Here is a 15,541-nt window from a genome sequence, read left to right as displayed (position 1 = left end):
TTCAGTTCTCCGGCGTCCGGCTCTTGTTGAACAGCAGGTAGAGCGCACGCGGATTGGTGGTGAGATAGCGCCAGAACAGCCGGCGCGGCTCCAGCCAGATCCGCCAGGCCCATTCGAGGCCCATGTTCTGCATCCATTGCGGCGCGCGGGCGCGGCTGCCGGACAGGAAGTTGAACAATCCGCCGGAGGTCTTGATGACGCCGACATTGGACAGGCGCGAAGTGAATTCCTCGACAAAGGCCTGTTCATAGGGGACGCCGAGCGCCACCCACAGATAGTCCGGCGCCAGGGCGTTGATCTCGTCGACCTTGGCCCGCAGCGCGTCGCCTTTCAGGTAGCCGTGGGAATTTCCGACGATCTTCAGGTCCGGGTACATTCTCCGGACGTTGGCGACGGCGGCGGCGTTTTCGGCCTCATCGGCGCCGAACATATAGAAGGTCAGCCCTGCCGCGGCGGCCTTGCGCGCCACGGTGTGAAACAGATCGGTGGTCGCGACCCGCTCGGGCAGCGGCGTCGACGATTTGAAACGCGACACCGTGACCAGCGGCTGGCCGTCGGCGTTGATCAGGTCGGCGGCACGAAACAGCCGGTCGGTCATCGGCTCGGTCGAACAGCGCGCCAGCACCTCGCCATTGGCCGAGGTCAGATACAGCGGACGGTCGATCCGGCGTTGCGGGAACACCATCTCGATCATGAAATTCGCGGTCTGCTCGATATCGAGCACGGCGAGCCGCAGCCCGCCCAGCGAGATCCGGGGCACGCTCGCGGTAGCGGCCCGCCCGATGGGATTTGCACGACGTTCAAGCATATTTCTGGTCTCGCTGACGGTTGACGGTCGTGGGTTGAAGTTCGCTCAGGACGACGCCGACCAGCTGGCGCTCGGCGTCGCCGAGAGCCGTGATGATGTCTTCCATGGCGTCGTTGATGTCGAGGCTGACCGGCAGGATGGCGACGAGGCTGTCGGCGGAGTCGAGCAACTTGTGGTCGGCGGCGCTCCAGGGCATCGCCGGTCCGTCGAGGATCACAAGGTCGTAGCCGCCGGTGGCGCGCGCTTGGGCGATCGCCTTGCGGATGGCGTCGGCGGCCTTGACTTCGGAACCTTTGGCGTCGCTGCCCTTGACGACGGGCAGGATCGAGATTCCGTTCGCGGTCTTGATCGCGCGGGAAGCCTTGGTGCCGATGCTGAGCCAGTCAAGACGGCTGGGTTCACGCTTGCCGAGGCCGGTCACCTTGTTCGAGATGGCGTGCGTGGCGTGGTCGGCATCGATCAACAGCACGCTGACGCCGTCGCGCGCGGCGGTCAGCGCGATGTTCAGCGCAGCGATGCTGCGATCGTCGCCGTCGCCGGCGCCGATCACGGCGACCACCGGCATTGCGGCGGCGGGCGAACGGCGCACTGCGGTCGTGAGAATATCGCGCATGGCGTTGAGGAACGTCGTCTGGGGCATGCCGGCGCGCAGGGTCGGCCAGCCCATCCGCGCCACGTCGGGAACGCCGCCGATGGCGAGAATGCCTCCGAGCGTCCGCACCACATCGGATTCCTGCAGGCGCGCGATCAGAGGCTTCTCGACCGCGGCGAAGGCCGCCGGTTCATGCCGCTGTCGGGGCGGCTCGGCTGCCACCGGCTTGGAAGGCGGCGCGGGCGGCCCGGGCTCGGAACGTACCGGTTGCGGTTCGCTGGTATCGGGCGACAGCCGGTTGGCTGCGATGGTCAGGGCCGAAGCAGCGAACGCACCGAGCATGAAGCCGAGGATCGCGATCATGCTCATGGCCGGCGGGAAGGTGCGCCGCTGTGGCACGGTGGCTTCGCCGATGATGCGGGCGCTGGACGTGTTGAGGCTTTCCTGCTCCTCGGTTTCGCGCGAGCGCTTGAGGAAGGACTGATAGACGTCGCGGCTGGCTTCTACCTCGCGCTCGAGTTCGCGCAGCCGCACCGAAGCCTGGCTGAGCTGCACGCTCTGGCGCTTCTGGGTTTCCAACGCCTTGTTCAGTGACGATTCGTAATCGCGGGCGCGGGTCAGGTCGTTCCTGGCCGACTGCGCGAAGCGGTCGATTTCCTCGCCGATATTGCGCTTGAGATCATTGACCTGCTGCTCGACCTGGCGAAGCGCCGGATGCCGCGGCCCCAACTCGCTGGTCAGTTCGGCCTGCTTCTTGCGGGCCTCGGCATATTGCGCGCGCAGATTGGCGATGGTCGGAGACTGCAGCGCCTCGGGAATCGCGCCGGCGTCGGTGGAGCCGCGGCGGCTGGCTTCGATCTGGTCGTATTTGGCCTGCGCGTCGAGCGTCAGCGCCCGCGCCGCGGCGAGCCGCTGGTTGCTGGCGGAAAGCTGCTGATCGGAGATCAGCGTGTCCTGGGTGCCGACGAAATTGTTTTGCGCCTTGTAGGTCGCGAGCGCATTTTCGGCATTGCGCAGCCGTTCCTGCAATTCCTTGAGCCGGCCGGACAGGTCGCTGGTCGCGCGCCGCGCGGCCGACGCCTGCGACTTCTTGGATTCCGCGAGATAGGCGCGGGAGATCGCGTTGGCGAGCATCGCTGCCTTGACGGGGTCATATGACCAGACGTCGATATCGACGATGAAGGTGCGGTCGGTCTTCTTGACGTTGATGTGCCGGATCAGGGTTTCCAGCGCCGCCATCTGGCTGAGCTTGGCGTCGCCGGCAGATCTGAGATCGATCCCGAACAGGCCGAGCAGCGAGGCGAGAGCGCCCTTGGCATTGCCGCCGCCGAACTCCGGGTCCTTGTCGAGCCCGGTGTCCTGGATCACCTGCAGCAGCACGCTGTTCGAGGTGATCAGCCGGGCCTGGCTTTCGACCACCATGGCGAGGCCGGAGACGTCCTGGGCGCGCGGCGTCAGTTCGCGGTCGACCAGCTGCAATTCCCTGGGATCGACGTAGAGCTGGGCGGTCGCCGAATATTTCGGGGTAAGGCTCTTGCCGATCATGACGGCGAGGCAGGCGCAGATCAGGCCCGCGCTCGCGATCGCAACCTTGCGCTGCCACAGCAGGCGGGCGAGCTCCAGCACGTTGACGCCGGCCAGCGTTCGCGGCGGCGTCTGTCCGGCGGGTTCAGCCTGATTTATCGGTCGGTCATAGACAAGCATGGTCCCCAGCTTTCATTCGATCTGCCGCACGCATCGGCTGAGGGGTTACTCTTCGCGTCACGCAACGCGCGCGGGGATCAAGCGCGGAACAAACGCAACAGGAAAAATTAACCATACTCAGTGAGGGACTATTCACTGAAATGGCAAAAAAAGCGTTTAAACGCCCGCGCATAGCAGAGCCTCCGCCATGTTCAGGACCGGGATTCTCCGGTGGCTTGCCGCCTCCAGGGCGTGGTTCATCAGATCAGGCGAGCAGCCGTACTCACTGGGCCGGCCGGCGACGTCGTGAGTGTAGAAGATTAACCATCCGTTATAGGTTTGCGCCTGGTCGAAGGCGCGCTCGATCTCGTCGCGGCCGATGCGGTGATCGATCAGCGGCATCGCGCGCAGGAACTGCAGGTCCACCGTGTCGCTGTTGATGCCCGGTACGATGCTGCGGCAGGACTGGAACGCCTGCTTGAGCTGGCCCTTGCGCCCGAACGACCCGTAACCGAAGGGATAGGCGAAGTTCCCGACCTTGATCGAGGGGTCGAGCGCGCGCAGGTAGCGGCGGTTCTGGGCAATTTCAGCGGCCAGCGCTTCCGCGCCGAGGTCGCAAGTCCGCTTGTGCGAAAAGGTGTGACAGCCGATCTCATGGCCATGGCGATGCAGATCGACAATGTCCTGGCCATCGACGGCCGTCCAGTCGGACGTTTCAGTGCCGACCAGCCCGCCCGAGACGTAGAACGTTCCGCGCGCGTCGTGGTCCTCGAGCAGCTTTGCGCCGGTCGTGGCGGCGCTCTTCGGAATGTCGTCGAAGGTGAAACTGACCATCGGGGTTTCGTTGAGCAACCGGAAGGGTTCGACGCTCAAATGCGTCGCCAGCCGGTGGCTGACTCTCGCTTTGGCTTCGGACCACATCGCGTTCATGGTTCAGATCTTTCTCAGGATCACGTGATAATCGCCGTGCCGCACGTCGAATTTGCCGGGAAGCAGAAAGTTCATCACCGAGGCTGCGGCATCGATCAGGGCGGCGAGGGCCGGCTTGCGTGCCCGCATCTCCGGATAGCGCGGGCTCTCATATTCCCTGCGGTAGATCATTTGCAGGCCGTGGGCCGCGGCGAAGGCTTCGAGCCGCGAGAGCGTGACCAGCGGGTGGAAGAAGGTCGGGAACGGCGCCTGGCCGGGCAGGCCGGCCTTCTTGTCGCCGCGCACATGGCGGTAGAACCAGACGTGGAACCAGTGCGGCGAATATTTGGTGACGACGCCGGACAGCGATTTCGGGTTCGGCGCGCCGATCAGGATCAATCCACCTTGCTTCAGCGACTCGCAGAACCGCAGCAGCGCCGCCTCGACGTCGGGAAGATGTTCGATCACGTTGTAGCAGATCACGAGGTCGAAGCTGCCGGGGGCGAAGCGGTGGGTCTGGACGTCGCCGAGGATGGTTTCCTGCGCGTAGTCGTTGTTGCGGATCTGATCCTCGTCGATGTCGACTACGGTGACGTGGGCGCGGCGCAGTACCTCGAGCGGCAGAAAGCTGGTCGAGCCGCCGCCGGCCTCATAGATCGCAAGCGGGGTCGGCGGCAGGCTGGCGCCGAGAAGGCTGTGAACGGCGAGCAGGCTTTCGCGGGCTTCGCCGGCCGGAAGGTCGAGCAGCGACTGCGGATGTGCGGAAGCTGCCGCCGGCGTGTAGGCATCGGCGAGAGCGGCTTGAGCGAAGTCGATGGTGACGGTCTTGTTCACTGTTTTTTATCCGATCGTGATGCTTGCGAATTTGGTTCTGAACAAAGCCAGCGCGCGCTTCAGACGGCTGCGGGCGCGTGAGATGTCGAGCACCCAGCACAGCGCCGCATAGCTGGCGATTCCGACGCCTGACAGGATGAAGCACGCGGTCAGATCGGAAACCTGCAGACGTTGGTCGACGGCAGCTACCAGCAGCGCCATGATCAATGCGGCGATGACGGAAGGTGCGATCCGTCGCAGCGGAAACGGGATCGGAAAGGCCCGGCGGCTGAGGACCAGGGCACAGACGAAGCCGAACAGATCGGCGCCAAGCCGTGCCCACGCCGCCCCGATCGTGCCATAGGCGCTGATCAGGGCGTATGACAGGGCCACGTTGACAACGATGATCGACGCGGTGTTGATCAGATAGAAGGAACTGCGGCCCGACAGCAGGAAGCTCGTGTGCAGATATTGCTGCGTCAGGATCTGGAAAATCACGGCGCCGGCCACGATCGGCATCGTCTCCGCGGCGATCACGCGGAAATCGGCGCCGAGCACCACGTTGGCGATGTGGGAAGAGATGACCGCGAAGCCAAGGCATGCCGGCAGTGTCACGCACAGCAGCAATTCGACGCATTCGCCGAGATGCGATTGCACCGCGGCGGTTCCCTGATTGGCGTTGATCCGGATCGCCAGCGGAACGAACGCGGCGGCGATGCTGAACGCCGGCATCATCACGGCCTGCCGGACCAGATCGAGACCGGCGACGTATTGTGCCGCGTCGGCGGTGCTGGTCAGATTGGCGATGATGAAACGGTCGGCAACGCTGGAGATCGCCAGCAAGGTCAGCGACAACGTCAGCGGCAGGCCCTGCTTCGCCGCGTTCAGAAGGCCGGCGCCGTCGAATTTGAGAACGGTACCGCGCCAGGCCGAGCGCTGGACCAGGACGGCGAGCAGATAGGCCAGCGTCGATGACACCAGCAGGAGGATTCCGGTCTTGCCGAGCAAGGCCGCGGCAACACCCAGACAGAGGGCTGCGACCGCGCGGACCAGCGTGGCCTTCATGGCGGTGACAACCATCAGCTTGGCGCGAACCAGCTCCTGCGTCAGCTCAAACACCCCGATCGCGACCGCCAGCCCGACCGCGGCCAGGGCTTCCATGGCGTCGAGACCGACCAGCCGACCCAGCCCATAGGCTGCCGGCGCGGCGAGACAGCCGACGAGATAGCCGCTGACCACGAGGCCGCGAACGTCGGTGCCGTCATCCCGGGCGTGCCGGCTCATGATGAGATTTCGAAACCATCCCGCCAGGAAGACGCTGACGACGGCCGCGAACGCCATTCCAAGCAGATAGACGCCGTAGTCGTGCGGCGAGAACAACCGCGTAAAAATGAACACGCTCAACAGCCCCAGCAGCGCCGAGAGCACGTTGGCGGACAGATTGATGCTGGCTTGCCCGATCAGCATAGCGCGGCAAGCCCCGCAGCCTGCTGGGCGAGCACAGGCGCGCTAGTGGCGGTATTCTCTTCCACCGCGGCGCGGATGGTCTCCACCGGCGTGCCGGAGAAGGATGCGACCGAGAACGCGACGTCATCCTTGTCGGCGCGGCGAAGCAGCTGGTTCAACTCGCCGCGGTCGAGTTTCGGCTTGTCCCAATAGCTTACGCACTGGGTGCGCGATGCGCGCGTGTGCCGGGCCGAGAAGCCCGCGTCGTTCTCGACGAAATAGCCGTACAGCATATATTCCGAAAAATCGCGGGTCCTGCAAAGCGCCTCGATCCAGTCCAGGCCCGTGACCGCTTCGATCTTCGCGGCCATCGCCTGCGTCGTCTGCTGATCCCAGAAGATGATATGGCCGATGAAATCCGATGCCGGAAGCGATGGCGCGGACAAGCCAAGCAGTTCATGGCTGGTCTCGACCCAGCGCGCATGGTGGAACTGGTCCTGGGTGACCTCGTCACGCATGTTCAGGAGCGGAATTGTGTTTGGATATCTGAAGCGCGACAGATCGAAGTCGCGAAAGAACACGATGTCGGAATCGAGGATGCAGTATCGCTGGTGCGGCAGGGACATCGCGGCCGCAATCTTGATGAGCTGCTGCACATGCCAGCCGCTCACCGGCTTGGCGCGAAACGACCACCAGAACTGGCGGCGCTTGCGCTGAATGATGCGCGGCAGCGGCCGCAGCCATGCGGGCAGGAATTGCGAAGCGGGAAGCACCACCCTGTGCTGGCTGTCGAAGTGGGAGAACAATGACAGGTCGCAGTCGGGAACCAGCAGATAATGTTTCGAGAACGACTTGACGTGACGGTCGACACTCTCGCAGAGCAGGGTGCACAGTTCCAGATCGCGCCCGTATGTTGGAGTTAACAGCGCTACAGGGTTCATCGCGTAAGTCTCTCTGGCCGTGGCATTCGTGGCTCTTGGCATGGCGTGCCGGTATCCTTGGCAGTGTCCTTGGCAGTGTCCTTGGGAAGCGTATGAGCAAGATCGGTGCCGGACAGTCCAGCGGGTTCCGGCGGCGTTTCGGAACTGGTTAAGAGCGGGTTAATTCATGCGCGGTAACCATCGTCGATGCATCCATCGCCGCATCGCAGGATGTGGACCGGATGTTGCAGTGACGGTCGCGCAAGGTTGAAACCGCAAGCAAAGCGCCGGAATACATGACCAAACAGGGAAATTCTCGAATTGGCGCGGCCGATGCCGCGCAGCGTGGCTGTCCCGGTACAGCCCCGCTGTCCGCAGTGTCCGCAATTGCGACGCTTCTTCACCCGGTTGCGGCAGCCACCGGCGGACAGCCGGGGCGGCCGTTGCACCATCGTCGCACCTGCGCGGCCGGTCAAAATGAGACGCTTGTGCCGCAATGTGCCGGCGGGTTCCCGTCCCGGGACATCGTTAACGAGCCGTCCAACCAAAGCCAGGCAGGCGTCATGGCCCGGACTTTCAGGCCGCAGGATACCGGCCGATGGGAGCCTCTGAGATGAAGCCCTCCGCCCCCCGTGCGCTGGCGGCGGTGTCGCCCGCGCTCGACCCTTCAGTCGGGATCGTGGTCTGCATCCCCAGCTTCCGCCGCCCGCAGCATCTGCGGCTGACGCTGGAATCGCTCGTCGCCCAGCGCACAGATCGCCGCTTCGCGGTCGTCATCGTCGAAAACGATGCCGCCGGTTGCGGCAGCGTGCCCGTGGCCGCCGAATTTCTCCGCGCGGGCAGATTTCCCGGGCTGTGCGTGATCGAGCCGAAGCAAGGTAATTGCCACGCGATCAATGCCGCGTTCGAGACCGCCATGGCGACGTTTCCCGCCGCCGATCATTTTCTGATGATCGACGACGATGAGATTGCCTCACCGGGCTGGCTCGAGCTGATGGTGCGCAGCGCGGAAGCCTCCGGCGCCGACCTGGTCGGCGGGCCGGTACAGCCCAATTTCGACGACCCCGGCAAGCGCGGACTTCGCCGCCACCCGGCATTTCGTCCCGCCTACGACCACAGCGGCATGGTGCCGATCATCTATGGCTGCGGCAACTGCCTGATCATGCGCGCGGTATTCGAGCGGCTCGGCGATCCTGCTTTCGATGTAAGGTTCAATTTTCTCGGCGGCGGCGATACCGACTATTTCGTGCGCTGCCGTCAGGCCGGAATGAAATTCTACTGGGCGGCAGATGCTTTGATCACCGAGACCGTGCCGCAGAACCGGACCAGCCCCTCCTGGCTGGCGCTGCGTGGCCTGCGCATCGGCGCGATCAACTATCACATCGAGGTCAAGGCGGCGCGGACGCCGTGGGCGCGCGCGATAGTCGTGGCCAAGATGCTGGCGATGCTGCCGTTGTCGCTGTTCCGCGCCGGGCGGTTGGCAGTCACCGAGCAAAAGATACTGATCGCGCTGCATCCGATGACGGTGGCCGTCGGCAGCGTGCTGGCGGCGGTGGGCATCGAACCTCATCAGTACAAGGCTTCGAAGATCGCAAGTTAGCGGCCGCGAAGAGGTCTCGTGTCCCGGACGCGGTGCAGCGTTCTTACGCTGCTCCGCAGAGCCGGGACCCAGCACGCCGTATAGTTGATGGACCCCGGATCTGCAGCGCACCACCATAGCGCGTCGAAGACGCGCGTGAACGCGCTTATCGTGCTGCGCAGCGTCCGGGGAACGGCCTTCACAATTGCGCGCGCACGGCCTGCGCCACGTCCTGCCACCAGCCGTCGAAGTCGAACCGGGCCTGCACCGTGGGCCATTTCAGTGCCGAGGCGATCCGGTCGGCATAGACTTCGTCCTCCGATCCTCGCGCCACCAGCACGATGGCGCCGCGGCTGATCAATTCCCGGAAACGCGGGTGATGGTCGAATTCATCTTCCAGGGTCGGCCCAGTGACGATCAGCGGCCGGCCGGACTGCACGCAGGTGAGAATGCTGGAGCGCCGCGCGGTGAGGCCTTCGTCGAGTGAATAGCAGAAGGCGTGGACTTCGCTGAACAGTCCGAACACTTCGTGGTCGGATTCGACGTAGCCGCTCACCACGACATCGTCGATCACGCCGAGTTCGGCGGCGCGGGCGTAGAAACTCTCTTCGACCGTGTCGACGCCACGGATGAACGACCCGACATAGACGAGCAGCGGGTTCAGTCCGCGTTCCTTCAGGAGCGCGCCGATCCTGAGCAGCGCATTGGGCTGCTTGCCCGGATAGATCGATCCGAAATGGCCGATCACCAGCCGTCCCTGTTCCCGCGCGGCGGCGAGCCGCTGCCGCAGCCTGGAATCGGCGATCCCGGCGGGGGCTTCGATATTCGGCGGCAGCGGCGCCAGCACGCATTTGCTTTTGGTCCAGCCGACCAGCGGATCGTCGGCGAGTTCCTGGCGCACCAGCGGCGAGAACATCACGATAGTATTGGCGAACAGCAGCGCGGGAATGTAGGTGATGCGGCGCAGCCAGTGCAGTCCACCCCATTCGTGCTGAATCAGGACCACGCGCCGCCGCCGCAGCCGCGCGATGGCCAGCGCCAGCAGCGGCCGCACGATCACGCGCTTCCAGGCCACGATCGGGAAGTTGCACACCACGCTCCGCGCCGAGCCGACCGCGCCCCAGATGGCAGCGGGCGACCCTTCCGAGCGCGTCAGGGTTAACGATGTGCAACTGCCAGGTTCGAGTTTCTCGACCGTGTCCTGCAGCAGCCGGGTGAAATGGCCGACGCCGCATTGCATGTGCGGTCCCGCGCCGAGAAAGAGCGCCTGATAGGCTGGTTCGGAGGTCATCGTGCAGCGCCGGCGCCTTTTCTGAACATCGACGTCAGCGATACAGCGCAGACATTATCGTAACGTAAGCAGTCGCGGCGCGGAGCGGAACCCCATCCTGCCGGTTGCGCGGCAGCGTTAACATCTCCGTAACAGTTGGGCCTACGTTCGCTGCATCGGGCACGATCCTTGCTAATTGCAGGATGCAGCCAGTCGGGCCGGTCCAAAGCGGGACACGGGTCGGGCAGCTGCTTCATGTCGGCACACAGGTTGCCGAGGGCTACCAAGGAATTGCCGAGACTGGCGCGGGAGACTACGAATGAGCAAGGATGCCGTACTGACACATTGGGACGAAACCCATTCGTCGCTCTGGGGGCATAAGCCGATCAGGATCGCCCATAATCTTCACAAGTCGCCGCTGTTCTCGATGGACACGCTGGCGCGACTGATCGAGCGGTATCCGCGCGAGCATTACAATCTGGTACAGACCGGCGCGCGCGAAAGCCGGCGGGTCTGGCGCGAGGGCGATATCGGCAATCTCTCCGGCAAGCAGGTGATCGACGCCATCGCGGCGGGCACGCTCTGGCTCAATCTGCGCAACGTGACGGATGTCGATCACAGCTATCGCGGGGTGGTGACGAAGCTGTTCGAGGAGGTCGCCGCCCGGGTCCCCGGCTTCGAGATGCCCGACCACAAGGCCGGCATTCTGATCTCGTCGCCGAAGGCGCAAGTCTATTATCATTCCGATCTTCCCGGTCAGGGCCTCATTCAACTGGTCGGGCGCAAGCGGGTCTTTGTCTATCCGTCGACGCCGCCGTTCGTCACGCCGGAATGCCTCGAAGACATCGCGCTGTTCGGCGTCGAGGTCGATATGCCCTACGCGGAGTGGTACGATGACCATGTGACCATCTACGATCTGGAGCCTGGGCAGATGCTGCACTGGCCGCTGAACGCGCCGCACCGCGTGGAGAATCTCGATACCGTCAACATCTCGATGACGATTTCCTATACCGACGAGCAGATCCGGCGTCTCCAGATGGTGAACTTCACCAACGGTCTGATCCGGCACCAGTTCGGCTACCGCCCCAGGAGCCGGGCCATCACAGGTCCTTCGTTCCTGGCGAAGCGCATCCTTCAGAAATTGCTCCGCAACAGCGCCTGGATCAAGCGCGAGCGCAAGGCGCGGCAGTCGGTGGATTTCAGGCTCGACGATCACAGGCCGGGCGACATCGTCGATCTGCCGCGGGCCGCTTGAACATGACCACTCTCGCCGTCGAGAGATCGATCCCGCAGGTCCGGACCGCTGGCCCGGGTTTTCGGGTTGAATTGATCCACGACTGGGACGAGGCCGCGGCGAAGCTGGAAGGCGCCTTGGCGCAGGGCCGGACCACGCCGTTTCAGAACCGGCACTGGCTGGGCGCGTGGTACCGCTGGTTTGCTTCGAACGAAGGCGCAAGGCCGCTGATCGTCGTCGTCAGCGATGCGCGCACCCGGGATGTCATTGCCATTCTGCCGCTGTCCATTCAAACGCAGCGGGGCCTGCGAATTGCCGAATTCGCGGGGTCCGCCGACTATAATGCGCCGATCCTCGGCCCGGCGGCGACCGGGAGCCCGACGGAGACCGCCGCGTGGTGGCGCCATCTGTGCCGCGAACTGGCGCGCCTGCCCGGGGGTTGCGATCTGGTTCGCTTCCGCAAGATGCCGGCGGCGATGGCGGGCTGGGTCAATCCGCTGGCCGCGCTTGCGGGCGTGCAGCCGAGCGCATTGACCGGACACCTCGTGCATACAGGCGATGATTATGACGCCTGGCGTTACTCCCTGGAGAAGACCGTACGGAAAGAACTCGAGCGAAGCTGGCGCGTCTTCGCCAAGCACGAAGGCGCTGAGTTCAAACAGGTTCACGATCCCGACGAAGCATTGCGTACATTCGCCGCCCTGGAAGCCCAGCAAAGCGCGCGAATGCACGATCTCGGGCAATCCTATTCCCTCGATGACGAGAGCAGCGCGGCCTTCCATCGCGAATTGATCGTCCGTGGATTGGCTGACGGCTATGTCGTCCTGACCGCATTGACATCAGGCGAGGAGATTGTCGCCAGCTTGCTGGGAATCAGAACGGGATCGCATTACGTGATGGTGCGGATCGGTAATGCCGGCAAGGCGTGGTCGAACTGTTCGCCCGGCCGGCTGGTCATCGAGCGGACCATGGCGCTGCTTCACGCCGACGGCGTCAGGACGTTCGATTTCAGCGTCGGAAGCTACGATTACAAGCGTCGGTTCGGGGTCAGCGACGTTGCCCTGGTCGATCTCACCGCGGCGCTGAGCTGGCGCGGCTGGCCTGTCATCATCAGGGACAGGCTGCTGCGATGGTTCCGGCGTTCCTGATCGCGGCGCCGCTCATGGCGCTTCCTGCAGGTGAATGACTTCGATCTTGCCATCCTCGATCAGGATTTCGGTCGGCAATGGATGGCTGAGAAAGCCGACAGGGCTCGCCGTCCGGCCGTAGGCGCCCGACTGCAGCACGGCGATCAGGTCGCCTGCACTCAAGTCCGGCATCTCGACCTTTCGGGCCAGCGTATCGAGCGGCGTGCACAACGGGCCGACGATCGTCGCCGATGATGCTTCCGCGGCATTCATGTGTGCGGGCGCCACAATCGGATAATCCCGCTTGATGATCTGCCCGAGGTTTCCCGAGGCCGCGAGGTGGTGATGCATGCCGCCGTCGGTGATCAGGAAGCGGGTGCCGCGCGAGATTTTCGCGGCGTTGATCGCGGCGACATAGATCCCGCCAGGCCCCGCGAGAAAGCGGCCGGGCTCCACCACGAGGCGGGCGTCGGCGAGCAGCGGATCGGATTTCAAATGCCGGCGAAGCGCGGGCAATCCCGCGGACAGCTTTGCCAGATCGAGCTGGCCGTCTCCTGAGAAATAAGGAATGCCCAGCCCGCCGCCGAGATCGATGGTGTCAAGCGGTCGGCCGGCAATCGCCGCCACCCGCCCGGCGACGTCGATGCCGTGCCGCCATTGCGCCAGCAGCACGGCCTCGTCGAGAATCTGCGTACCGGCGAAAAGATGCACGCCACGCAGATCGAGTTGGGGGGCGGACTGCACTCTGCCGACGACGTCGCCGATGGCTTCCTCGTCGAATCCGAACGGAGCAGGCTTGCCGCCCATGCGCATGGCGCCGCCTTGCGCCGCGGCCACCGGATTGACGCGGATCGAAACCGGGACCGTGATGTCGAGGCGCACCGCGATCGCCGTCAGTCTCGCGATTTCCTCAAAACTCTCGAGGTGAATCTCGCCGATGCCGCCGGCGACGACGATCTCGAGTTCTCTCGCGCCCTTGGCCGGTCCGGCGAACAAAATGTCGCCGGGGTTGACGCCCGCCGCTTGTGCTGCGCGGTACTCGCCGAGCGACGCGATCTCGACGCCCGCGCCCTCATCGCAAAACAGGCGGATGACGGCGGGGGCCGGGTTCGCCTTGACCGAATAGTGAATGCTGGCGAAGCCCGCCAGCGCTCCGGCGAGCGCTCGGTAACTGCGGCGCATGACGCCGCCGTCATAGATGAACAAAGGCGTGCCGTAGCGCGCGGCCAGCTCGCGCACCGGAATGCCGCTGATCTTGAGCTCCGTGCCCGCGATTTCGAAATGGCTGGCGGCGAGATCCCTGGCGAATGCGGATGACTTCGGCTCAGGCGGCGGCATGCTGGCTCCGCTGCCGCGCCAGAAGCGGATAGTCGAGCTTGCCGTTCGGCGTCGTCGGCAGCGCGTCGACCAGTTCGATCATGCGCGGCACCATGAAGGCCGGCAACTGACCGGAGACGGTTTTCAGGATGTCGTGAACTGCAGGGGTGGCGCCATTCAGGGGCACGGCGACGGCGTGAACCTTCTGTCCGGCCAGGGGATCGGGCAATCCGATCACCGCGACCTGCCGGAACGCGCCGGTCGCCATCAGGACCTCCTCGACCTCGGTCGGGCTGATGCGATAGCCCGACGATTTGATCATGGCGTCGGCGCGGCCGACGAAGCTGAAGAAGCCGTCCTCGTCTTCCACCACGAGGTCGCCGGAGTAACAAACGATCTCGCCGCCCAGCGTCGCGGGCCTGAAAGGATTTTGACGCAGAACCGCGGCGGTATCCTCGGGCCGGTTCCAGTATCCCAATGAGACCGTCGGTCCACGATGAACCAGGATGCCGGGCTCTCCCGGTTTGGCGCGCTGGCCATCCGGCTTGACGGCGAACACCTCGCATTCGGGAATGGCCTTGCCGATCGAGGTCGGCCGCTTGTCGATTTCCTCGGGCGGCAGAAAGGTGGAGCGGAACGCTTCGGTCAGGCCGTACATCAGGAAGATGCGGGTGTCGCTCAGCATCTCGCGCAGCCGCCGTACTGTCTCGGACGGCACCGCGCCGCCGGAATTGGTGATGTAGCGCAGCGTCGGAAGTTTTGTCTTGCGCAGCAAGGGCGACGTTTTGGTCAGGATCGCCCAGATGGTGGGGACGCCCGCGAGCCCGGTAATGGCGTGATCGCGAATGGCGCGGACGATTTCGTCGCCGAGCTGAAAAGTGAACAGCACCGTCAGGGCGCGCTGCTGAATCGCCGTCAGCAATTGATTGAGGCCGTAGTCGAAGCTGAACGGCAGGATCGACAGGATCCGGTCGCGTTCCGTGATCTCGAGATATTTGATGACGATCCGCGAGCCCGCCAGCAGATTGCGGTGGCTCAGCATTACGCCCTTCGGCTTCCCGGTGGAGCCGGACGTGTAGAGAATGGCGGCGAGGTCTTCGCCGATTGCCTGATCGTATTTGGCGGAAACCGCTGCGGTGTCCGTGCTGCCGTCAGCGATTTCCTCGGCGCACAGGATCGTCAGTCGATCGAGGCCCGCCAGGGCCGCCGACGTCGTTTCGAACAGCGCGCGCGAACAGATCACGATCTGCGCGCCGGAATCTTCCACGATGTGACGGATCTGCTGGGCGCGCAGGACGCTGTTGACCGGCACGAAAACGCCCGACGCCTGGCTGGTGCCGAGAATGGCCCAGCACTCCTCGATGCATTTCGGCAGCACGATGGCCACCCGATCGCCGCGCGACAAGCCGTTCGCGCGCAGCGCTGCGGCGCATCGCGCGACCAGCTGCGAGAAGGCCTGGTAGCTGACCGAGCGCTCGCCATCAACAAGCGCGATCCTGTCGGCATCGCCCTCGCGGGGGTCGAGCAGGTGATGAACGAGGTAGGGCGTCGTGGTCACAGCTTGCGCTCGACGAAATCAGCCAGCTTGCCGGCCGTTTCCAGGTTGGAAGCGTCGAAATCCTCGTCTACCAGCTCGATGCCGAACTCGTCGCTGAGGAAAGTCATCAGTTCCAGGAATCCGAGGGAATCGATCGCGCCGCTTTGCAGCAGGGGAGTCGTCGCGTCGACATCCGCAAGCGCCGGGAACCTGTCGCGCAGGTAGTCGCGGATGGTGCGCAGTATGTCGGTCTTCTCCAGGATCACAGCATTGTTCACGTCAGACTCCATTGGATCAGGGGCTGGA

13 protein-coding genes are annotated in these 15,541 nt (G+C 64.4%); 3 read left to right on the top strand and 10 right to left on the bottom strand.

The features are described from left to right. Nucleotide 1 precedes the first annotated feature (1 nt). The 6 genes from Q7U29_RS20875 to Q7U29_RS20850 form a co-directional block, all read right to left on the bottom strand. Nucleotides 2-808: a WecB/TagA/CpsF family glycosyltransferase gene (locus Q7U29_RS20875; RefSeq protein ID WP_304744432.1), complete on the bottom strand. Its 807-nt coding sequence runs from the start codon at nucleotides 806-808 to the stop codon at nucleotides 2-4. Continuing rightward, nucleotides 801-3,104: an exopolysaccharide transport family protein gene (locus Q7U29_RS20870; protein WP_304744431.1), complete on the bottom strand. Its 2,304-nt coding sequence runs from the start codon at nucleotides 3,102-3,104 to the stop codon at nucleotides 801-803. Before Q7U29_RS20870 ends, Q7U29_RS20875 begins: the two co-directional genes overlap by 8 nt. Before the next feature lie 156 nt (nucleotides 3,105-3,260). Beyond that, complete coding sequence (locus Q7U29_RS20865) at nucleotides 3,261-3,917, bottom strand: polysaccharide deacetylase family protein (protein ID WP_304744430.1); 657 nt, start codon at nucleotides 3,915-3,917, stop codon at nucleotides 3,261-3,263. A 99-nt stretch (nucleotides 3,918-4,016) separates the two neighbouring features. After that, nucleotides 4,017-4,826 (bottom strand): bifunctional 2-polyprenyl-6-hydroxyphenol methylase/3-demethylubiquinol 3-O-methyltransferase UbiG, encoded by an 810-nt coding sequence (locus Q7U29_RS20860; protein ID WP_304744429.1) that lies wholly within the window; start codon nucleotides 4,824-4,826, stop codon nucleotides 4,017-4,019. Nucleotides 4,827-4,832: 6 nt separating this feature from the next. After that, entirely contained in the window at nucleotides 4,833-6,272 is a 1,440-nt protein-coding gene (locus Q7U29_RS20855; protein ID WP_304744428.1) for a lipopolysaccharide biosynthesis protein, read from the bottom strand. Beyond that, nucleotides 6,266-7,192 (bottom strand): DUF6492 family protein, encoded by a 927-nt coding sequence (locus Q7U29_RS20850; RefSeq protein WP_304744427.1) that lies wholly within the window; start codon nucleotides 7,190-7,192, stop codon nucleotides 6,266-6,268. Before Q7U29_RS20850 ends, Q7U29_RS20855 begins: the two co-directional genes overlap by 7 nt. A gap of 592 nt (nucleotides 7,193-7,784) precedes the next feature. Here Q7U29_RS20850 and Q7U29_RS20845 point away from each other — a divergent pair. Then, complete coding sequence (locus Q7U29_RS20845) at nucleotides 7,785-8,771, top strand: glycosyltransferase family 2 protein (protein WP_304744426.1); 987 nt, start codon at nucleotides 7,785-7,787, stop codon at nucleotides 8,769-8,771. A 178-nt stretch (nucleotides 8,772-8,949) separates the two neighbouring features. Here the strand turns inward: Q7U29_RS20845 and Q7U29_RS20840 are convergent, their stop codons facing one another. Next, nucleotides 8,950-10,041, bottom strand: coding sequence for a glycosyltransferase (locus tag Q7U29_RS20840; RefSeq protein WP_304744425.1), 1,092 nt, complete (start codon nucleotides 10,039-10,041; stop codon nucleotides 8,950-8,952). Nucleotides 10,042-10,339: 298 nt separating this feature from the next. Between Q7U29_RS20840 and Q7U29_RS20835 the strand changes: the two genes are divergently transcribed. After that, the gene (locus tag Q7U29_RS20835; RefSeq protein ID WP_304744424.1) at nucleotides 10,340-11,275 is read left to right on the top strand and encodes a hypothetical protein; all 936 of its coding nucleotides are present in this window, start codon (nucleotides 10,340-10,342) and stop codon (nucleotides 11,273-11,275) included. A gap of 2 nt (nucleotides 11,276-11,277) precedes the next feature. Beyond that, nucleotides 11,278-12,402, top strand: a complete 1,125-nt coding sequence (locus tag Q7U29_RS20830) for a GNAT family N-acetyltransferase (RefSeq protein WP_304744423.1) — start codon at nucleotides 11,278-11,280, stop codon at nucleotides 12,400-12,402. A 12-nt stretch (nucleotides 12,403-12,414) separates the two neighbouring features. On the opposite strand, the gene Q7U29_RS20825 is transcribed toward Q7U29_RS20830, so the two are convergent. The 3 genes from Q7U29_RS20825 to Q7U29_RS20815 all read right to left on the bottom strand — a co-directional run. Continuing rightward, the gene (locus Q7U29_RS20825) at nucleotides 12,415-13,719 is read right to left on the bottom strand and encodes a type III PLP-dependent enzyme (RefSeq protein ID WP_304744422.1); all 1,305 of its coding nucleotides are present in this window, start codon (nucleotides 13,717-13,719) and stop codon (nucleotides 12,415-12,417) included. After that, complete coding sequence (locus Q7U29_RS20820; RefSeq protein WP_304744421.1) at nucleotides 13,706-15,256, bottom strand: AMP-binding protein; 1,551 nt, start codon at nucleotides 15,254-15,256, stop codon at nucleotides 13,706-13,708. The genes Q7U29_RS20825 and Q7U29_RS20820 overlap by 14 nt, the downstream gene beginning before the upstream one ends. Beyond that, nucleotides 15,253-15,541, bottom strand: a 289-nt coding sequence (locus tag Q7U29_RS20815; protein ID WP_304744420.1) for an acyl carrier protein, incomplete at its 5' end; no start/stop codon positions are given. The genes Q7U29_RS20815 and Q7U29_RS20820, both read right to left, overlap by 4 nt.

The organism is Bradyrhizobium sp. (assembly GCF_030654605.1).
Lineage (GTDB): Bacteria > Pseudomonadota > Alphaproteobacteria > Rhizobiales > Xanthobacteraceae > Bradyrhizobium.
Note: the sequence above shows the minus strand (reverse complement) of the source record. Positions and strands in the feature narration are given on the sequence as shown.